Below are 17,731 nucleotides of genomic sequence, written 5' to 3'. Positions count from 1 at the left end.
GCCATCCGCTACACCCCGCCCCGATGACCCGCCTGCCGCACCATCACGGCTGCCACCACCATCCGACCTCGCCTCGCGGGATCGGCCGGGTCCGCGCGCTCTAAAGCCGAGCGACCCAGCCAGAGCCCCGCCTAGCGGATGGGGCTTGGCATAAGCGCCATCCGTCGAAGCCTTGAAGATCTAAGGACCGACGCCGATGACCGACGACACCGCTGACAACACCGCCCAGGACTTCCGCCCCGAGGCCCGCGCTCCGCGCGGCTTCGCCGACAAGCGCGCCCGCGACCTGCGGGCCGAGCGGGCGATCCTGGAGGCGGTGTCGGCGGTCTATGAGCGCTACGGCTTCGAGGCGCTGGACACCGGGGCGTTCGAATATGCCGACGCCCTGGGCAAGTTCCTGCCCGACAGCGACCGGCCCAACGAGGGCGTGTTCGCGCTCCAAGATGACGACGACCAGTGGATGGCGCTGCGCTACGACCTGACCGCGCCGCTGGCGCGGTTCGCGGCGCAGAACTGGGAGACCCTGCCCAAGCCGTTCCGCCGCTACGCCTTCGGGCCGGTGTGGCGCAACGAGAAGCCGGGGCCGGGGCGCTTCCGCCAGTTCATCCAGTGCGACGCCGACACGGTGGGCTCGGCCCGTCCGGAGGCCGACGCCGAGATCATCGCCATGGCGGTCGAGGGGTTGGAGGCGGCCGGCCTGCCGCGCGGCGCGGCGGTGCTGAAGATCAACAATCGCAAGCTGCTGAACGGCCTGCTGACCTCGGCGGGGGCCGAGAGCGCCGGCCAGAAGCTGGCCGTGCTGCGCGCGGTCGACAAGCTGGATCGTCTGGGCGTCGACGGGGTCCGCCTGCTGCTGGGCGAGGGGCGCCTGGACGAGAGCGGCGACTTCACCAAGGGCGCGGGCCTGAAGGGCAAAGCGATCGACTCGGTGCTGGACTTCGTGTCGGCCGGGGCGGGTGGTCGCGCCGCGACGCTGGACAACATCGCCAAGGTCATCGGCGGCTCGGCCGAGGGCGACGAGGGCCTGCTGGAGCTGTCGCGGATCGACGCGGCCCTGACCAGCCTGGGCATCGCCGACGACCAGGCCTTCATCGATCCGTCGATCGTCCGGGGGCTGGAATACTACACCGGCGCGGTGTTCGAGGCCGAGCTCTTGCTGAGCACCACGGACGAGAAGGGGAACAAGGTCTCGTTCGGCTCGATCGGCGGCGGCGGGCGCTATGACGACCTGGTGGCGCGGTTCACCGGGACGGCGACGCCGGCCACGGGCTTCTCGTTCGGCGTCACCCGCCTGGCGGCGGCGCTGCGGGCGGCTGGACGCGAGCCGGGCGGCGTGGCGCGCGGGCCGGTGGTGGTGATCACCTTCGACCAGGCGCACATGGGCGAGTACTTCTCCGTGGTCGGACAATTGCGCGCGGCGGGCATCCCGGCCGAGGTCTATCTGGGCACTTCGGGCATGAAGCCGCAGATGAAATACGCCGATCGCCGGGGCGCGCCGGCCGTGGTCATGCTGGGCGGGGACGAGATCACCGCCGGCACGGTGACCATCAAGGACCTGGACGCCGGCCGCATGGCCGCCGAGGGGGTGACCGACAACGCCGCCTGGAAGGCCGAGCGGCCCGGCCAGCAGACCATCCCGCGCGATCAGCTGGTCGCGGCGGTCCAGAAGATCATCGGGGGCTGATTGACGTGAGGCTCGAGCGTTCCATTCCGGCGGAGGCGCTCGACGCCATCCGCGCTCCCCTGCTGGCGGCCGACGCGGCCCTGACCGACGCGCCGGTGCTGCAGCCCCTGGGCCTGTTGCTGGACCTGACCGGCGAGGCCATGCGCTCGCGGCTGTTCGTCGTCTCCGGCGACGGCGGCGAGGAGGCCTGCCTGCGGCCGGACTTCACCGTGGCGGTGGCCCGGCAGCACTTCGAGAACGGCGCCCAGCCCGCGCGTCGGCGCTATGAGGGCAAGGCCTTCCGCGTCGCCCCGCGCGGCAGCGACCGGGCCGAGGAGTTCCTGCAATTGGGCGTCGAGGCCTTCGAGGCCGGCGACCCCGTGGCCGCCGACGCCGAGATCGCCGCCCTGGCCTGGGCGTCTTCCGCCGCCGGCGGACGTTCGGACCTCTCGCTGATCCTCGGCGACGTCTCGCTGTTCGCGGCCTTCGTCGACAGCCTGGACCTGGCGCCGCCCCTGGCCGCCCGCCTCAAACGCAGCTTCGCCAAGCCGCGCCAGCTGAAAGCCGAGCTGGATGGTGAGGCCGCTGCCCCCACCGCCGAGCAGTCGCGCATCGCCGCCCTGCTGGCCGGCCTGCCCGAGGCGGAAGCCGCGCAAGTGCTGCAGGAGCTGTGGTCCCTGGCGGGCATCGAGCCCGTCGGCGGCCGCCGCCCGGCCGAGATCGCCCACCGCCTGGTCGAGCGCGCCGAGGCCGCCAAGGCCGGCCGTCTGGACCCGGACCAGGCCGACAAGGTCCGCGCCTTCCTCGCCGTCTCGGATCGTCCGGACGCGGCGCTGGACGCCATCGCGGCCCTCGCGGGCCCGAACGATGCGGCGCTGAAGGCCGCCATCGCCGGCTGGCGTTCGCGTCTCGAAGGCATGGCCGCGCGCGGCGTGCCGCTGGAGAAGGCGACCCTGGCCGCCGCCTTCGGCCGGGCCTTCGGCTACTACGACGGCTACCTGTTCGAGGTTCACTCGGCTGCTCTTGGCGCTGAGCGGCCGCTGGCCGCTGGCGGCCGCTACGACGGGCTCCCCCTTAAGCTAGGAGTAGGCAAGCTGGGCGTCTCCACCAACACCGGCGCGGTGGGCTGCATGGTCCGTCCGGCGCGCGCCTATGCGGGAGGCGGCGAATGAGCGGCCCCATGATCTTCGCCATCCCCTCGAAAGGCCGCCTGAAGGACCAGGTCGAGGCCTGGCTGGCCGACTGCGGCTTCAAGCTGGAGATGACCGGCGGCGCGCGCGGCTATTCGGCCGAGTTGGCCGGCCTGCCCGGCGTCTCGGTGCGGCTGCTGTCGGCGGGCGACATCGCCGCCGGCCTCGACAGCGGCGACCTGCACCTGGGCGTCACGGGCGAGGACCTGCTGCGCGAACGCGGCGACGACATGGACAGCCGGGTCATGCTGCTGCGGGCCCTGGGCTTCGGCCGCGCGGACCTGGTCGTGACCGCGCCCAAGAACTGGCTCGACGTCGACACCATGGCCGATGTCGACGAGGTCGGGCACCTGCACCTGGCCAAGACCGGTCGGCGTCTGCGGGTGGCCACCAAGTACGTCACCCAGACCCGCGCCTTCTTCGCCCGCCACGGCGTCGCCGACTACCGGATCGTCGAGAGCAGCGGCGCCACCGAGGGCGCTCCGGCCGCCGGCGCCGCCGAGCTGGTCGTCGACATCACCACCACTGGCGCGACCCTGGCCGCCAACGGCCTGAAGATCCTGTCGGACGGCGTGATCCTGAAGAGCCAGGCGCAACTGACGGCCTCGCTGATCGCGACCTGGTCGCCGGAGCAATTGGAGAGCCTCAAGCGCCTGCTGGCCGTCGTCGAGGCCAAGGGCCGGGCCGGCAAGCTGGCCACCCTGGTCTGGCCGGCCGAGCAGGACGCCGCCGGGCAGGCGGCCGTGGCCGACTTCGTCGCCAAGGGCGGTTCGCGGCGGGCGAACGGCGCCTTGCTGGCCACTGGCGACCTGTTCGACGCCGCCGCCGCCCTGGCCGCCGCCGGGGTCGAGCCCGTCACCGTGTCGCGTCCGGACTATGTGTTCGAGTCGCGCTCGGCGGTCCTGGACCGCTTCGCTGACATACTCAAAAGTCAGTTTTGACATAACCGTCAAATCTGAGCATCGATTCACGAGATAAAATCGACTTTCCGGTCCAAACTACGCCGCTCGCGTCAAAAATTCGGCGAAACCTTTGCGAAAAAGGGATTTGCCGCGTTGACACCGTCATGAATTTGACGTTTCTAGACGATGCAAGGACGAAACGAGCCCAAAGAGAGCTCCCGTTCTTCGGCGTTTCGGGGAGGAAACGCCCGCCTAGATCGAATGATCGAGAAATAGCCAGCCCGTCGCGATTATCCCCCGCGGCGGGTTTGGTGTATCTGGGCCATGGTTAAGTTTATGGCCAAGTTTTTTGACGAATGAGTCAAAATTAGTTCCGTGACCTGGGAGCGCTTCCAATGCTCCGGCGCGCGGGGTGGGGCGGCGCCCTTTCCGACAATCCGCGACGAAGCCGGAGCGATCCTCGCATCGACGCTCCGAGACCCGCAAGAAGCGGGTGTCTCAACCGTTTCGCCAACCTCATGAGTAGCGCCGTTCGCATTTACGGAGCTTCCCCATGACCGCATTTCCCATGACCGCGCCGGCCATCACCGCGCCTCACGTCGCCATCGAGCCCTCGATCCTCTATCTCGGCACGCCCGTCGTCCTGATCAGCACGCTGAACCCGGACGGCACGGCCAACATCGCGCCGATGTCGTCCGCCTGGTGGCTGGGCTGGCGATGCATGCTGGGCCTGCAGACCGCGTCCCAGACGCCGCAGAACATGATCCGCACCGGACAGTGCGTGCTCAACCTGGCCTCGCCCGCGCAGGCCGACGCGGTGAACCGGCTGGCCCGCCTGACCGGAACCCAGGACATCCCCGCACTGAAGCAGCAGCTGGGCTACGCCTACGAGCCGCGCAAGTTCGAGGCGGCCGGCCTGACGCCGATCGCCTCGCAGACGGTGGACGCGCCGCGCGCCCTGGAATGTCCCATCCAGCTCGAGGCCGTCGTGGCCGCGCGCCATGGGATCATGGACGATGACCCCCAGGTCGCGGGGCTGATCTCGGCGTTCGAGGTCCGCATCACACGGGTCCATGTGCATCCGGACCTGCTGATGGCGGGCCACGAGAACCGCATCGATCCGGCCAGGTGGCAGCCCCTGATCATGAACTTCCAGAAGCTCTACGGGGTCTCGAACGCCGAGATCGTCCCGTCGCGTTTGGCGCAGATCGAGGAGGGGCTCTACCGGATGCCGGACATCGACCGGGCGCGGAAGGCGGGGTGAGGCTCCTCGGATTCCCTCTTGCTTGGAGAGAGGAGGCTGATCAGGTCCCTCAAGGACGACGCCGACCAAGGTCGGCTTTCGACCGATGAGCGACGTCTTGCGAGTCCGCTTGCCGGAGAACGGTTGCGGATAAATGCTGCGATGGAAACTGCCTGTCCGGAAGCCCAATGAACGCCACGTCCGCCACCCTGCTGCGTACGATCGACGACAACGGCCTGCTCTCCATCGTCGACGCTTCGGCCTATTCCACATTCGTGGACGCGGATTGGACCTATGAGCAGATCCTGGACCACTTCGCCGCCGAGATGGCCAAGGGCGCGATCCTGGTTTGGGAATGTGGTGACGGCGGCGGCGACTATCTCATCGAAGTGAGAATGGGATTCACCGACACCCAGGGATTTCGATCGGCTCTCGGTTGGCTGAAGGTCGCGACGGTAAGCTCAATATCGCGTCCTATAACGCCCTCACGATGGCGGCCCAGTTTGAGGAGTACGGCATTCCCTCAAAGGATGAGGCTGAAGATGTATTCAGTGTTCCTTGGGAGTCCGTGCGGGTCCGGATCGTGCAGATGTACAATCCGGACGATTACGAAGATCGGCCAGACGTTCACTTTGTTCTTGAGCTTGAACCCGGCGAGGCTCCTCCTCCGGTCGGCGTTCTCTGGGAGACCTCCTCGGGTCTCTCAAATCACAAGGACCCAGCTCCATCGCCATCGCCCAAAAAATCCGGGTTCTTCTCGAAGGTGTTTGGCAGGCCTTAGGTCGGCTCCTGGCCCCGGGCGGGCGTCGCGTAGGCCGCCTTGAACCGCGGCCTCCAGCATTGCTGATCCGTCCGCAGCCCCCGTCTCAATCGCACGCCGCGCAGTGGGCGTCGCCGTGACGGTGGCGCCAGTTGGCGAGGTGGGCGCCGGCCAGCAGCAGGCCGCCGATCACCGTCAACACGCGCTCGTCGGCTGGGGCCGGGAACTCCAGCGCGCCGGCGATCATCAGCGAGAGGCCCAGGATCGCCATCGACGCCAGCGGCCACGAGCGCGGCCGCAGCCGGGGCAGGTCGATGAACGACAGCACCGCCACCGGCGCTGCGACCAGCACGAAGACCACGTGCACCCACTCGGCCTGCGCCCAGAACCCTAGCACCGGCAGCAGCAGGGCCAGCGCCGGGAGGGCCAGGCAGTGGACCAGGCACAGGGCGGACAACCCGACGGCGGACGCGTCGAGAGCCTTGGCGAGGGCGGGGGTCATGAAGGCGCTCCTACTGTACGCGTCGCGGAGGCGTCGGCGCGCGGCGTCCGTGGACGCCGATCCCGGTCCTGCCTGGTCGGTCTCCTATCTAGTGGTGATATAATATAACACAAGGGGTGGGAATGACGCCCCGCGCGGATCAGTGCGCGCCGCTCTTCGAGAACAGGTTCAGCACCACGACGCCGGCCACGATCAGCGTCATGCCCAGGATGGCGGCCGCGTCCAGCTTCTGGCCCTGGAAGATCCAGGCGATGGTCGCGATCAGCACGACGCCAACGCCGGACCAGATCGCATAGGCGATGCCCGTGGGCAGGGTGCGCAGCGTCAGGGACAGGAAATAGAAGGCCACGGCGTAGCCCGCGACCACGACGACGGACGGAACGAGCCTGGTGAACCCCTCCGACGACTTCATGAAGCTGGTGGCCGTGACCTCGGCGGCGATGGCGATGAACAGATAGAGATAGGGCATGGAGCGCAGCGTCCTTTGGACGAGGGACGCCGTCGCGACAGCGGGCGTCCCTCCGTTGAGGTGACGCCGTGGCTGAGAAGAACCCGCGAGCGGGCGCAGGAGACACCACCCTGCAACTCTATTTTCGGCGGGGCTTATCTAGGGGCGACGACGGTCGAGATCAATCGCGGCGGACGTCTCGGTCGAGGCTTCGCATTATCGATTGACAGAAAGTTTTTTAGGATCGAGTTTGGCGCCATGGAGGACGTCATGGCCACGGTTCTGCATCTGAAGCCGCTCTACCGCGCCCCGCCCGCGCCAGCGCCCGAGAGCGTGGCTCAGCGCCGCGTGCGCCTGGGCAGTCGGGCGGCCGTGTGGCTGTTCACCGGCCTCTTCGCCCTAGCCGCCGCCGTGCTCGTCGCGGCGATCGTCACCATGCTGTTCTACAAGGGCGAGCTGGTCCGGATCGGGCCCGACAACTGCTATATCGGCGAAGGTCCGGCCAATTCGGTGGCGTTCGGTTCGCTGCCGCTGGTCCATCGCCTGGTCTATGTCGGCGTCGGCATTGTGCGGGCCACGCCGATCCTGATGATCTTCTGGAGCCTTCGGGCGCTGTTCGGCGGCTACGCCCGGGGCGAGGTGTTCTCCGGCGAGGCCGCCCGCCGCTTCGGCCGGGTCGGGGCCTGGCTGTGCGCCTACGCCGTCTCGCCGTTCCTCTGCCACCTGGCCCTGGCGGCCACCGGCTACGAGATCGACAGGAACTGGGCCCACATGGCCAGCATCCAGGCCTTCATCCTGGGACTGCTGGTGTTCGTGGTCGGCCAGGTCATGCAGGTCGGCCGCGAGATCGAGGCGGACCGGGAGGCCTTCGTCTGATGCCGATCGTCCTGCGCCTCGACGTGATGCTGGCCAAGCGCAAGGTGCGCTCCAACGTGCTGGCCCGCGCCATCGGGATCACCGACGCCAACCTGTCCCTGCTGAAGTCCGGCAAGGTGAAAGGGGTCAAGTTCGAGACCCTGGAAGCCATCTGCGACTTCCTGGACTGCCAGCCGGGCGACATCCTCGAATACCAGCCCGAGCAGCCGCCGGACACGGCGGAGCAGGACGTCAAACGCGCCGGCTGACGGCGCCTTTTCCGGAGACACGCCATGAGACTTTCAACGCCCGTCCGGGCGATCGCGGCCGGCTGCCTGTTGTTCTGGGCGGGCTATTCCCAGGCCCAGACCTTCGCCGAGGTCGAGGGCGGCAAGGTCGCCTATGAGACCTGCGGCGCCGGTGACAGCGCCATCGTGCTGCTGCACGACGGCATCCTCCATTCGGCGGCCTATGACGCGGTCTGGCCGTTGCTGTGCCAGCGCTTCAAGGTCGTGCGCTACGATCGGCGCGGCTATGGCGCGACGCCGGCGGCCACGACGCCGTTCGCCTCGGTCGACGACCTGGCGGCGGTGATGAAGGCGGCGGGGATCGACCACGCCACCCTGGTCGGCTCCTCGGCCGGGGGCGGGGTCGCCGTCGACTTCGCCCTGGCGCATCCGGAGGCGGTCGATGGCCTGGTCCTGGCCGGTCCGTGGATCAGCGGCTTCAAGCCCTCGGCCGGCTTCATCGCCCGGGGCCTCAAGCTCGCCGTGCTGATGAAGGCCGGCAATATCGAGGGCGCGGTGAAGGACCCCTACATCCTGAGCAAGGGCGCCGACGCCGAGCGGGCCAGGGTCGTGGCCCTGCTGAAGGCCAATCCGCAGAACCTGGGCAACCCCAGCGGCAAGGTCGAACGCGCGGGCCCCGACGCCAAGGACCGCCTCGGCGAGATCCGCGTCCCGACGCTGGTGCTGGTCGGCGAGGTGGATATCAAGGACGTCTTCGACCAGGCCAAGGCAGTGGCCGCCGCCGTGTCCGGCGCCCGGTTGGAGACCGTCCCGGCGACCGGGCACTTCATGTACCTGGAAAAGCCGCGGGACTTCGCCGAGCGGGTGGAGGGTTTGGTGGCGCAGGTTCCGCGTCGCCCATAAAGTCTATTTACTCCGCAATGTTCGGAAAAGCGGCCCATTTATCCGCTGTGGCGCCAGGCCTAGTTGGAAGGACGTTCCCGACTGATCGGGATCGCCACCACGGATCTCCTTCCAATGTCGACGCTTTTCGACCCCATCGCGTTGGGCGCGCTGGCCGCGCCCAATCGCATCCTCATGGCGCCGCTGACCCGCAGCCGCGCCACGCCCGAGGGCCTGCCGACGCCGATGATGGCGTCGTATTACGCCCAGCGCGCCTCGGCCGGGCTGATCATCAGCGAGGCCATCGGCGTCTCGCGCCAGGGTAACGGCTTCACCTATACGCCGGGCCTGTGGTCGCAGGCGCAGGTCGAGGCCTGGCGGCCGATCACCCGGGCCGTCCATGATCGCGGCGGGCTGATCATCGCCCAGCTGGGCCATACCGGCCGGGCGGGCCATCCGTCCGTGATCGGCGAGCAGCCGGTGTCGTCCAGCGCCACCGTCTCGCCCGTCCCCGCCTGGACCTTCGATGGTCCCCAGCCCGCCGAACGCGCCCGGCCGCTGACGATCGAGGAGGTCGCCGGCGTGGTCGCCGACTTCGCCCGCGCGGCCGATAACGCCCGGGCGGCCGGCTTCGACGGGGTGCAGCTGCACGGCGCCAACGGCATGCTGATCGACCAGTTCCTGCGCGACAGCGCCAACCAGCGCACGGACTCCTATGGCGGCAGCGTCGAGAACCGCGTGCGCTTCCTGGCGCAGGCGACCCAGGCCGTGGCCGACACGATCGGCGCGGATCGCACCTCGGTCCGCCTGTCCCCCAACGGCGAGACCTGGGGCGTGGACGACAGCGACCCGACCCCGCTGTTCACGGCGGCCGCGGCCCGGCTGGACGCCATCGGCATCGGCTTCCTGGAGCTGAAGGAGCATCGCAAGGACGGCACCATGGCCAGGACCGACGTGCCGCGCCAGTCGCCGATGATCCGAAAGGTCTTCACCGGGCCGCTGGTGCTGAACAGCGACTATGACGCCACGCGCGCCCGGGCCGATCTGGAGAGCGGCCTGGCCGACGCGATCAGCTTTGGCCGGCCCTTCATCGCCAATCCCGACCTGGTCGACCGCTTGCGCGCCCGCGCGCCGCTGAACGTGGCCGATCCGGAGACTTTCTACACCCAGGGCGTCGAGGGCTACCTCGACTACCCGACCCTGGCCGCCGCCGTCGCCTGACCCCATCACAAAGGAGCTAACACCATGGACTGGAACGCCAATCGCCAAGACCTGCTGGCCAATGTCGGCAAGCTGCAGGAACTGTCGGCCGACACCGTCAAGGGCTATCTGACGGTGTCCGGCGCGGGCCGTAAGACCGCGCATCTGGACGAGGGCATGCGCCAGCTGATCTCGCTGGCGGTCGCGGTGACCACCCGCTGCGACGGCTGCATCTCGATCCATAGCAACGAGGCCCTGAAGGCCGGCGTCACCCGCGAACAGGTGGCCGAGGCGCTGGGCGTCGCGGTGGCCCTGAACGCCGGCGCGGCGCTCGTCTACTCGACCCGCGCGTTGGAAGCGTTCGACGCGGCGACGGGCGCCTAAGGGCCCTCGTTCAAGGCGCTCCTGACCTGCTCCGTCATGAACTTCACGAAGGCGGAGAGCTTGGGCAGGGGCGCCTTGCTGCGCGGCCATAAGAGGCGCAGCGCGCTGGTGCGCTTGTCGGCGCCCGGCAGCACCTCGACCAGGCGACCGTCGCGCAGGCGCGCGATCAGGGCGAAGGACGGGATATAGGCGATCCCGCAGCCGGCCTCGACCAGGCTGATCAGCGGCTCCAGCGAGGTGGCCGCCAGCGCCACGGGCAAGGCGACGCCCTCCGGCACGGCCGGGTCCCAGACATTGAGCTTGCCGGTCTCGTAGAAGCGGTGGTGCAGCAGGCGGTGCCGGGCCAGCTCGGCCGGCGTCCGCGGCGCGCCATGCCGGGCCAGATAGGCCGGCGAGGCGACCAGGCGGAAGGTGAAGTCGCCCAGCTTCACGTGCATCAGGCGGCTGTCGCTGACCTCGCCGGTGCGCACGACGGCGTCGAAGCCGTCCTCGATCACGTCGACCAGGCGATCATTGTAGTCGAGGTCGAGCTCGATCTCCGGATAGGCGGCCAGGAACCGGCCCAGCAGCGGCGTCAGCAGGTCGCCGGCGAACGGCACGCTGACCCGGAGGCGCCCGCGCGGCTGGGCCGTCGCATGGGCCAGCTCGGCCTCGGCCGCCTCCAGCTCGCCCAGCACCCGTCGGCAGCGCTCCAGGAAGATCTCGCCCTCGTGGGTCAGAGTGATGGCGCGGGTCGAGCGGTGGAACAGCCGCACCCCCAGCTGATCCTCCAGCTTGGCGATGGTCTTGCCGATCGCCGAGGACGACAGCCCGACCTGCTGGCCGGCCAGCTTGAAGCTGCGCAGCTCGGCGGCCTGCACGAAGGCGGCCATGGCGCTGACGCTCTCGATCCGCACGCTCATGAAGTCGTTTCAGTCCGCAATGTTCGGAAAAGCGGCCTGTTTATCCCGCCTCGCGCGGGGTCTAGTCAATCGCCGTCGCTCTCCCCGGCGACGTCACAAGGCCTACGCCATGAAACTCTATTTCGCTCCGGGCTCGTGCGGCCTGGCTTCCCAGATCGTCCTGCGCGAGGTCGGCCAGCCGTTCGATCTGGTCGCCGTCGACTTCAAGACCAAGACCACGGTCGAGGGCGACTATCTGCAGGTGACGCCCAAGGGCTTCGTGCCCGCGCTGAAGCTGGACGACGGCGACGTCCTCACCGAGGGCGCGGTCATCCTGCAATGGATCGCCGACCAGCATCCGGACGCCGGGCTGCTGCCGCCGTTCGGGAGCCGGGCGCGCTATGACGCGCTGGCGTGGCTGAACTTCATCGCCGCCGACCTGCACAAGAACTACGCCGTGTTGTTCTCGCCGGCCCTGGACGCGGCGACCAAGGCGGCCTTCGCGGCGCTGCAGATGCCCGTCAAGTTCGACTATATCGACGCCCATCTGGCGACCCGCGACTACCTGCTGGGCGACCAGTTCTGCGTGGCTGACGCCTATCTCTACAACGTGCTGAGCTGGTCGCCGCGCGTGAACCTGGACATCACCGGCCACGCCGCGATCCAGCGGTTCATGGCCCGCATGGAGCGCCGCTCCAGCGTGCAGGCGGCGCTGAACGCCGAAGGCCTTCTGGCCGCGTAGGAGAGCAAGCCATGAGCGAAGACTACACGCCTCCCAAGGTCTGGACCCCGAACACCAACTATGGCGGCACGTTCGGCAGCATCAACCAGCCCACCTCCGGCGCGCGGTTCGAACGTGAGCTGCCGGTCGGCAAGCATCCGCTGCAGCTCTATTCGCAGGGCACGCCGAACGGCCAGAAGGTGACGATCCTGCTGGAGGAATTGCTGGCCGCCGGCCATACGGGCGCCGAGTACGATGCCTGGCTGATCGACATCTTCAAGGGTGACCAGTTCGGCAGCGGCTTCGTGGAGATCAATCCGAACTCCAAGATCCCGGCCCTGGTCGATCGCTCGACGGACCCGGCCATTCCGGTGTTCGAGAGCGGCGCGATCCTCGTCTATCTGGCCGAGAAGTTCGGGGCCTTCCTGCCGACCGAGCCGCGCGCGCGGACCAAGACCTTCAACTGGCTGATGTGGCAGATGGGGACCGCCCCGTTCGTCGGCGGGGGCCTGGGGCACTTCTACCGCTACGCGCCGCTGAAGATCGAATATGCGATCGACCGCTACGCCATGGAGGTCAAGCGTCAGCTGCACGTGCTGGACACCCATCTGGCCTCGCATGAATTCCTGGCCGGCGACCAGTACACGATCGCCGACATGGCGGTCTGGCCCTGGCAGCCGGGCAGCCTGTTCGGGGTCTATGACGCCCACGAGTTCCTGGGCGTGCAGGACTACAAGCACCTGATGCGCTGGTACGAACAGGTCGCCGCGCGGCCGGCCGTCAAGCGCGGCCGCGTCGTCAACCGCACCGCCTCACCGCCGGGCGAGTTCCTGCGCGAGCGGCACGACGCGGCCGACTTCCTGCAGCTGCCAGGCTTCGCCTAGGGCCAGACTCGATTGGCATCTCCCAAAGCTTGTCATCCCGGCCGCAGCGAAGCGGAGAGCCGGGACCCAGGGGCCAATGCAGTGCGGTGGCCCCTGGGTCCCGGACAGCCTCTTCGAGGCTTCCGGGATGACAAGATTTTGGAGCCTTGGAATCCCAGGGCATTTACCGAGTATAGGCCCTAGCCCTTCGCTTTCAGCGTGACGAGCAGTTCGTCCAGCTGGCCGAACTGCTCGGGCATGGCGTCCTCCATGCCGACGAAGGACTCGTCGAGCGATTCCTTGGTCGGATAGAGCTCGCTCAAGGTCAGCAGGGTCTTGCCGTCGTCCTCGTCCTCGAAGGTGACGGTGGTGACGGCGCCCTGTTCCTCGCCGGCTTCGTCATTGGTCCAGACGAGGCGCTCGCCCGGAACGACCTCCAGGTACTTGCCGAAGAAGCTCATGCTGTTCTCGGCGTCGCGCTGGAACGTGATGCGGTAGCCGCCGCCGGTGCGGACATCCATCTCGCAGCCGACCATCGGCACGCCGCTGGACTTGGGCGCCCACCACAGCTGGAACAGCTCGGCCTGGGTCCAGGCGTCGTAGACCAGGCGGACCGGGCCGTCGAAGACCCGGGTGGCGACCAGTTCGCGGTCGGATTTGCGCTCGACCGTCGTGCGGCCGTCGCTCACGCGTTCACCCATCCATCTTCTCCTTGCGTTTCATGGCTTCGATGACCTGGTCCAGCGCGTCGAAGCGCGTGCTCCAGATCCGGTGACGTTCCTCGATCCAGGCGACTTCCTCGTCGAAGCCGCGCTGGCCGAGCCGGCAGGTCCGCACGCGGCCGACCTTTTCCGTGGTGACCAGCCCCGCCCGCTCCAGCACGCCGACATGCTTCTTCATGCCCGTCAGGGTCATGTGGAAGGTCTCGGCCAGCTCGGTGATCGAGGCTTCCGAGCGGCCCAGCTGCTCCAGCACGCCGCGCCGGGTGGCGTCCGACAGCGCGGCGAAGGAGGCGTCGAGGCGTTCTGTTGAATGCTGAACCATCGGGTTCAGTATTGGCATGAAGATCGATCGTCCGCAAGGGGGCGCCCATTGCTCCTCTCCGCCAAACCCGCCACCTTGCGCCCGCGCCCTATCGGAGACCCGCCATGACCATCGAGAACGAGGACCAGCTGGAGAAGCTGCGCACCGTCGGCAACCTGGTGGCGCGGACCCTGGCGGCGATGGGCGAGGCGCTGGAGCCGGGCATGACCACCCGCGAGCTGGACGACCTGGGCCGCGCCCTGCTGGAGAAGGAAGGCGCGCGCTCGGCGCCGGAGCTGACCTACAACTTCCCGGGCGCGACCTGCATCTCAGTGGGGCCCGACTGCGCCCACGGCATCCCCGGCGACACGGTGGTCAAGGCCGGCGACCTGATCAATATCGACGTCTCGGCCGAGCTGGACGGCTACTATGGCGACACAGGCGCCAGCTTCGCGGTGCCGCCGGTGACCAAGCGCGTCGAGCGCCTGTGCCGCGACGGCCGGCGGGCGATGTGGGCCGGCATCCGCTCGGTGAAGCCCGGCGGCCGGCTGAACGAAGTCGGCCGCTCGATCGAGAGCTTCGCCCAGAAGAACGGCTACAGCCTGGTGCGCAACCTCGCCAGCCACGGGGTCGGCCGCTCGCTGCACGACGACCCGCGCGAGATCCCGACCTGGTACGAGCCGCGCGACCGCCGGACCATCCCCGAGGGCCTGGTCTTCACCATCGAGCCGTTCCTGTCGCTGGGCGCGGACTATGTCGAGGAACTGGACGACGGCTGGACCCTGCGCCCGCCCCAGCGCCAGGCCACGGTGCAGTACGAACACACCCTGGTGGCGACCCGGAACGGGCCGCTGGTCCTGACGCTGGTCTAGCCCTCTTCCACCACCGAGGTCAGGGTGCGGCCCTGGCGGGCTTCGAAGCGTTCGTGGGCCAGGTCGACCATCGCCTTCAGGGCGCTGAGGAAATAGGTCTGGTCGTTCATCAGCTTGCGGCGTTCCTGCTGCGGGCCGCGCCAGGCGTCGATCAGGCCGGGCTCGTCGATCAGGGCCGTCAGGCGCGCGAAGTAGTCGTCGGCGTCCTTGGCGCGGTGCTCGGGCGGGACCATCGAGGCCACGTCGCCGTCCTGGGTAGTGAGCACGACCGCGTTGGCCGTCAGGGCGAACATGGCGCTGTTGCCGCCGCCGTTGCGGAACGGGTTGGCGAACACGTCGACCGTGGTCATCAGCCGGGCCAGCTCCATGTCGTGGACCAGGTAGCGGAACTGGTCGCCCAGGATCGCCCGGCAGGCGTCGAGCAGATGGTCGGGCAGGCCGCCGACCACCAGCCAGATGGCCTTGGGGTGATTGCGCAGGACCACCTCCATGCCGGTGACGAAGGTCTCGTCCAGGTCGACGGTCAGACGGTTGCCGACCGTGGTGATGACGAAGGCGTCCTGCGGCAGGTGGACCTCGGCGCGGGTGCGCGGAGCGGGCGGGCCCTGGTCGTAGAACGGTCCCGACAGGCTCTGGACGTAGTTGCGCATATAGCTGCCCGGCGCGCCGCGGCGCTTCCAGATCGGCGCGATGTAGTCCGGCTCGTGGAAGTACCAGAAGACGTCGGCGTACTGGGGCGGCGGCTCGTCGCCACAGGTGAACATTACCGTCGGGCCCAGGCGGCTGGCGATGGTGATGTGCGGGGCCATGATCGGCTCGCACCAGAAGTGATAGGTGCATGGACCCTTGCGGATGGCGTCGACCAGGTAGTCGGGGTTCTGGACCGTCGAGATTAGCCGGACGCCCCGCTCGGGAGGGATGTCGCCTAGGCGCTCGGCGATATAGGCCTGCAAGGCCTCGAGGAGCGGCCCCTCGTTGCCGTAGTGCAGGTCGATGCGCTCGATCGTCGGGTCCATGGCCAGGGTGGCGACATAGTCGATCGCGCCGCGCGAGGGTGAGTGGAAGGGCCCCATCAGGTCGCCGGCGAAGATGACGTGGGCCCGCTGGGCCGCGCTCAGCGATACGTCGCGCGGCGGGAGGGTCAGGGAGTCGGCGCCGCGCAGGTGCAGGCGTCGGGCCAGGGCGGCGACCCGTCCGGCGTCGACATCGCCGATGTGCGGGCCGCGCCACCAGGAGATCGAGCCGAGGTCGGAGATCACCTGCACGATGAAGTCGCCGCCGTACTTGCCGCTTTCCAGCAGGCGCAGCACCCGGTCGACGAAGGTGTAGTCGTTGACGCCGTCCAGGGCGTCCTCGCCCAGCATGACGTCCCAGCGTTCGGCGATGATCATCAGCGACGAGAAGTACCGCTCCTGGGCGCCTTCGAGGAGGAAATCGACGAGGGCCATCAGGGCAGGTCCTTATGCTGGGCCATCGGGGTCAGGATGGCGTGCAGGCGTGCGACGCGGTCTTCGGTGGGCGAGAAGATCCGGTCGGGAGAGGTCAGGTCGTAGTGCGGGCTGACGCGGGCGCAGATCGCGTGGTCCTCGTCGAAGATCTGGCGGTTGACCCGGGCGCTGGAGTCGAGGAACGCCTCGACGGCGGCCTCGTAAGCAGGCTTCACCCGGCCGGCCAGCTGGCGGCTGCAGAAGTGGGCGCGGTGAGGCGTCGCCGACGGCAGGAAGGTCTGCAGCGAATAGGAATAGCCGAAGGTCGAGGAGACCATGGCGAACGGGAAGACGTAGATCGTCCAGTAGCCGGGATAGGCCCCCTCGACCTCGAAGAACCGGCTCATCGTCTTCAGGCCGCGCAGGGTGCGGCTGTCGGTGATGTGGGCGGTGTAGGTGGTGTTGGGCCCGTCGAAGACGGTGGCGTCATCCTGCAGGCCCAGCGGCGCCAGGGTCTGCGGATGGATCGGATTGACGTGGTCGCTCTCCAGGGCGTTCTCGACGGCGACCCGCCAGTCGGACTGGAATTCGAAGGCGTTGAAGTCGCGGCGGCCGGCGATCCGGGCCGAGGCCTGCGCCAGCGGCGCGAACGCGCCGGCCAGCTGGGTTTCCAGGCTCTGAACGGGCGCGATCCCGACGAACAGGAAGTCGCCGCACCAGGCCGTCTGGAAGCGGCGCAAGGTCACCTTGTCCAGGGCGCCGGGCGGCCAGGTCTTGGCCAGCGGCGCGCGGACCTGGCCGCCGCGATAGCTCCAGCCGTGATAGGGGCAGATGGCGCGACGGGCGCCGTGGTCCTCGACGAACAGCCGCGCGCCGCGATGGGGGCAGACATTGTCGAAGGCGATGACCTCGCCCTCGTCGTTGTGCAGGACAAGATCGCCCAGGGCCCAGTCCAGGCGCAGGAAGGCGCCCGGCTCGGTCAGCTCGCTGCGGTGGGCGACGAGGTGCCAGAAATCGTTCAGCAGGGTGGTGTCGAGAGGGCTCAAAGCCGCCTCGCCGGCGCCGCGTACAGCGTCACGCCATCGCCCGCGCCGCGCACCACGACCGCGCCGGCCCCGACCATGCAGTCCGAGCCGATCTTCAGGCGCGGCAAGACCCGCGAACCGGAGCCGAAGAAGCTGCGGTCGCCGACGGTGACGCCGCCGGTCAGGTCGACATAGCCGCTGAGGGTGACGAAATCGCCGACGGCGACGTCGTGGCCCAGGCTGGAATAGGCGTTGAGGGTCAGGAGGGCGCCGGACCTGCTGTCGGCCGAGACGTCCGTGAACGGACCGACCACGGCGCCGGGACCCAGCCTGGCCGAGGCCGAGACCCAGGCGCGAGGATGGATCAGGGTGGCGAAGGCTTCGGGGCCGCCCAGCCGTCCGGCCAGGGCGACCTTGCCCTTCGGATCGCCGACGGCCATCACCAGCTTCTGGTTGGGTGCGAGCGTGTAGGCCTTGGTGTCGCCCAGCTGCGGCAGGGCGCGACCGAACGGGGCCATCGGCTGGTCGCCGTCGTCCAGATAGCCGACGAAGCGGTCGCCGCCGGTCAGGCCCGGCGCGAACCAGTCATGGATTTCGCGGGCGAAGGCCCCGCCGCCGACCAGCACATAGTCCGTCATCGTT

Annotated in this window: 21 protein-coding genes; 13 read left to right on the top strand and 8 right to left on the bottom strand. The window is 68.7% G+C overall.

What is annotated here, in order from left to right:
* The first annotated feature begins 196 nt into the window (after positions 1–196).
* The 5 genes from hisS to AC07YH_RS18255 all read left to right on the top strand — a co-directional run bounded on the left by hisS (position 197) and on the right by AC07YH_RS18255 (position 5,779).
* Positions 197–1,684, top strand: coding sequence for a histidine--tRNA ligase (gene hisS, locus AC07YH_RS18275; protein ID WP_494748378.1), 1,488 nt, complete (start codon positions 197–199; stop codon positions 1,682–1,684).
* Complete coding sequence (locus AC07YH_RS18270) at positions 1,681–2,835, top strand: ATP phosphoribosyltransferase regulatory subunit (RefSeq protein WP_494748381.1); 1,155 nt, start codon at positions 1,681–1,683, stop codon at positions 2,833–2,835. The genes hisS and AC07YH_RS18270 overlap by 4 nt, the downstream gene beginning before the upstream one ends.
* On the top strand, positions 2,832–3,794 hold the full coding sequence (gene hisG, locus AC07YH_RS18265; protein WP_494748377.1) for an ATP phosphoribosyltransferase: 963 nt from the start codon (positions 2,832–2,834) through the stop codon (positions 3,792–3,794). Before AC07YH_RS18270 ends, hisG begins: the two co-directional genes overlap by 4 nt.
* 514 nt (positions 3,795–4,308) lie before the next feature.
* Positions 4,309–5,019 (top strand): flavin reductase family protein, encoded by a 711-nt coding sequence (locus AC07YH_RS18260; protein WP_494748376.1) that lies wholly within the window; start codon positions 4,309–4,311, stop codon positions 5,017–5,019.
* Positions 5,020–5,434: 415 nt separating this feature from the next.
* Positions 5,435–5,779 carry a hypothetical protein gene (locus tag AC07YH_RS18255; protein ID WP_494748375.1) on the top strand — a complete coding sequence of 115 codons (345 nt, stop codon included), beginning with the start codon at positions 5,435–5,437 and terminating at the stop codon, positions 5,777–5,779.
* Positions 5,780–5,864: 85 nt separating this feature from the next.
* Here the strand turns inward: AC07YH_RS18255 and AC07YH_RS18250 are convergent, their stop codons facing one another.
* The gene (locus AC07YH_RS18250; protein WP_494748374.1) at positions 5,865–6,260 is read right to left on the bottom strand and encodes a MerC domain-containing protein; all 396 of its coding nucleotides are present in this window, start codon (positions 6,258–6,260) and stop codon (positions 5,865–5,867) included.
* A 139-nt stretch (positions 6,261–6,399) separates the two neighbouring features.
* Positions 6,400–6,729, bottom strand: coding sequence for an SMR family transporter (locus AC07YH_RS18245; protein ID WP_494748373.1), 330 nt, complete (start codon positions 6,727–6,729; stop codon positions 6,400–6,402).
* Between the two features lie 249 nt (positions 6,730–6,978).
* Here AC07YH_RS18245 and AC07YH_RS18240 point away from each other — a divergent pair, with 249 nt between their 5' ends.
* The 5 genes from AC07YH_RS18240 (at position 6,979) to AC07YH_RS18220 (ending at position 10,277) form a co-directional block, all read left to right on the top strand.
* Positions 6,979–7,584 (top strand): DUF2975 domain-containing protein, encoded by a 606-nt coding sequence (locus tag AC07YH_RS18240; RefSeq protein ID WP_494748372.1) that lies wholly within the window; start codon positions 6,979–6,981, stop codon positions 7,582–7,584.
* A complete protein-coding gene (locus AC07YH_RS18235) occupies positions 7,584–7,832 on the top strand; it encodes a helix-turn-helix domain-containing protein (RefSeq protein ID WP_494748371.1) in 249 nt (82 codons plus the stop codon). Before AC07YH_RS18240 ends, AC07YH_RS18235 begins: the two co-directional genes overlap by 1 nt.
* Positions 7,833–7,856: 24 nt before the next feature.
* Positions 7,857–8,714 carry an alpha/beta fold hydrolase gene (locus AC07YH_RS18230; RefSeq protein ID WP_494748370.1) on the top strand — a complete coding sequence of 286 codons (858 nt, stop codon included), beginning with the start codon at positions 7,857–7,859 and terminating at the stop codon, positions 8,712–8,714.
* Between the two features lie 114 nt (positions 8,715–8,828).
* Complete coding sequence (locus AC07YH_RS18225; protein ID WP_494748369.1) at positions 8,829–9,914, top strand: alkene reductase; 1,086 nt, start codon at positions 8,829–8,831, stop codon at positions 9,912–9,914.
* A gap of 24 nt (positions 9,915–9,938) precedes the next feature.
* On the top strand, positions 9,939–10,277 hold the full coding sequence (locus AC07YH_RS18220) for a carboxymuconolactone decarboxylase family protein (protein WP_494748368.1): 339 nt from the start codon (positions 9,939–9,941) through the stop codon (positions 10,275–10,277).
* On the opposite strand, the gene AC07YH_RS18215 is transcribed toward AC07YH_RS18220, so the two are convergent.
* Positions 10,274–11,179: a LysR family transcriptional regulator gene (locus AC07YH_RS18215; RefSeq protein WP_494748367.1), complete on the bottom strand. Its 906-nt coding sequence runs from the start codon at positions 11,177–11,179 to the stop codon at positions 10,274–10,276. The two genes, AC07YH_RS18220 and AC07YH_RS18215, sit on opposite strands and share 4 nt — an antisense overlap.
* A gap of 109 nt (positions 11,180–11,288) precedes the next feature.
* On the opposite strand from AC07YH_RS18215, the gene gstA reads away from it, so the two are divergent.
* Together gstA and yghU are read left to right on the top strand one after the other, a co-directional pair.
* Positions 11,289–11,900: a glutathione transferase GstA gene (gstA, locus tag AC07YH_RS18210; protein ID WP_494748366.1), complete on the top strand. Its 612-nt coding sequence runs from the start codon at positions 11,289–11,291 to the stop codon at positions 11,898–11,900.
* Positions 11,901–11,911: 11 nt separating this feature from the next.
* On the top strand, positions 11,912–12,763 hold the full coding sequence (gene yghU, locus AC07YH_RS18205) for a glutathione-dependent disulfide-bond oxidoreductase (RefSeq protein WP_494748365.1): 852 nt from the start codon (positions 11,912–11,914) through the stop codon (positions 12,761–12,763).
* A gap of 179 nt (positions 12,764–12,942) precedes the next feature.
* On the opposite strand, the gene AC07YH_RS18200 is transcribed toward yghU, so the two are convergent.
* Both AC07YH_RS18200 and AC07YH_RS18195 read right to left on the bottom strand, forming a co-directional pair.
* Positions 12,943–13,443, bottom strand: coding sequence for an SRPBCC domain-containing protein (locus AC07YH_RS18200; RefSeq protein WP_494748364.1), 501 nt, complete (start codon positions 13,441–13,443; stop codon positions 12,943–12,945).
* Positions 13,436–13,786 (bottom strand): ArsR/SmtB family transcription factor, encoded by a 351-nt coding sequence (locus AC07YH_RS18195; protein ID WP_494748380.1) that lies wholly within the window; start codon positions 13,784–13,786, stop codon positions 13,436–13,438. Before AC07YH_RS18195 ends, AC07YH_RS18200 begins: the two co-directional genes overlap by 8 nt.
* A 104-nt stretch (positions 13,787–13,890) precedes the next feature.
* Between AC07YH_RS18195 and map the strand changes: the two genes are divergently transcribed.
* Entirely contained in the window at positions 13,891–14,637 is a 747-nt protein-coding gene (map, locus tag AC07YH_RS18190) for a type I methionyl aminopeptidase (protein ID WP_494748363.1), read from the top strand.
* Here the strand turns inward: map and AC07YH_RS18185 are convergent.
* Genes AC07YH_RS18185 through AC07YH_RS18175 form a run of 3 tightly spaced genes read right to left on the bottom strand, consistent with a single transcriptional unit; the run spans position 14,634 to position 17,727 of the window.
* Positions 14,634–16,085, bottom strand: a complete 1,452-nt coding sequence (locus AC07YH_RS18185; protein WP_494748362.1) for a glycosyltransferase family protein — start codon at positions 16,083–16,085, stop codon at positions 14,634–14,636. The two genes, map and AC07YH_RS18185, sit on opposite strands and share 4 nt — an antisense overlap.
* Entirely contained in the window at positions 16,085–17,110 is a 1,026-nt protein-coding gene (locus AC07YH_RS18180; RefSeq protein WP_494748361.1) for an aromatic ring-hydroxylating oxygenase subunit alpha, read from the bottom strand. Before AC07YH_RS18180 ends, AC07YH_RS18185 begins: the two co-directional genes overlap by 1 nt.
* Positions 17,107–17,727 (bottom strand): LbetaH domain-containing protein, encoded by a 621-nt coding sequence (locus AC07YH_RS18175; RefSeq protein WP_494748360.1) that lies wholly within the window; start codon positions 17,725–17,727, stop codon positions 17,107–17,109. Before AC07YH_RS18175 ends, AC07YH_RS18180 begins: the two co-directional genes overlap by 4 nt.
* Positions 17,728–17,731 lie beyond the last annotated feature (4 nt).

This window comes from Caulobacter sp. GW456-12-1-14-TSB4 (assembly GCF_059424195.1).
This window is presented reverse-complemented; position numbering and strand designations above follow the sequence as displayed.

Bases quoted from the DNA above. Each gene is read 5' to 3' on its own strand.
- AC07YH_RS18260 (WP_494748376.1), top strand. From the start codon at position 4,309: ATGACCGCATTTCCCATGACCGCGCCGGCCATCACCGCGCCTCACGTC.
- AC07YH_RS18235 (WP_494748371.1), top strand. From the start codon at position 7,584: ATGCCGATCGTCCTGCGCCTCGACGTGATGCTGGCCAAGCGCAAGGTG.
- hisS (WP_494748378.1), top strand. From the start codon at position 197: ATGACCGACGACACCGCTGACAACACCGCCCAGGACTTCCGCCCCGAG.
- AC07YH_RS18215 (WP_494748367.1), bottom strand. From the start codon at position 11,179: ATGAGCGTGCGGATCGAGAGCGTCAGCGCCATGGCCGCCTTCGTGCAG.
- AC07YH_RS18220 (WP_494748368.1), top strand. From the start codon at position 9,939: ATGGACTGGAACGCCAATCGCCAAGACCTGCTGGCCAATGTCGGCAAG.
- AC07YH_RS18240 (WP_494748372.1), top strand. From the start codon at position 6,979: ATGGCCACGGTTCTGCATCTGAAGCCGCTCTACCGCGCCCCGCCCGCG.
- map (WP_494748363.1), top strand. From the start codon at position 13,891: ATGACCATCGAGAACGAGGACCAGCTGGAGAAGCTGCGCACCGTCGGC.
- AC07YH_RS18250 (WP_494748374.1), bottom strand. From the start codon at position 6,260: ATGACCCCCGCCCTCGCCAAGGCTCTCGACGCGTCCGCCGTCGGGTTG.
- hisG (WP_494748377.1), top strand. From the start codon at position 2,832: ATGAGCGGCCCCATGATCTTCGCCATCCCCTCGAAAGGCCGCCTGAAG.
- gstA (WP_494748366.1), top strand. From the start codon at position 11,289: ATGAAACTCTATTTCGCTCCGGGCTCGTGCGGCCTGGCTTCCCAGATC.
- AC07YH_RS18200 (WP_494748364.1), bottom strand. From the start codon at position 13,443: ATGGGTGAACGCGTGAGCGACGGCCGCACGACGGTCGAGCGCAAATCC.
- AC07YH_RS18175 (WP_494748360.1), bottom strand. From the start codon at position 17,727: ATGACGGACTATGTGCTGGTCGGCGGCGGGGCCTTCGCCCGCGAAATC.
- AC07YH_RS18230 (WP_494748370.1), top strand. From the start codon at position 7,857: ATGAGACTTTCAACGCCCGTCCGGGCGATCGCGGCCGGCTGCCTGTTG.
- AC07YH_RS18225 (WP_494748369.1), top strand. From the start codon at position 8,829: ATGTCGACGCTTTTCGACCCCATCGCGTTGGGCGCGCTGGCCGCGCCC.
- yghU (WP_494748365.1), top strand. From the start codon at position 11,912: ATGAGCGAAGACTACACGCCTCCCAAGGTCTGGACCCCGAACACCAAC.
- AC07YH_RS18195 (WP_494748380.1), bottom strand. From the start codon at position 13,786: ATGGTTCAGCATTCAACAGAACGCCTCGACGCCTCCTTCGCCGCGCTG.
- AC07YH_RS18185 (WP_494748362.1), bottom strand. From the start codon at position 16,085: ATGGCCCTCGTCGATTTCCTCCTCGAAGGCGCCCAGGAGCGGTACTTC.
- AC07YH_RS18245 (WP_494748373.1), bottom strand. From the start codon at position 6,729: ATGCCCTATCTCTATCTGTTCATCGCCATCGCCGCCGAGGTCACGGCC.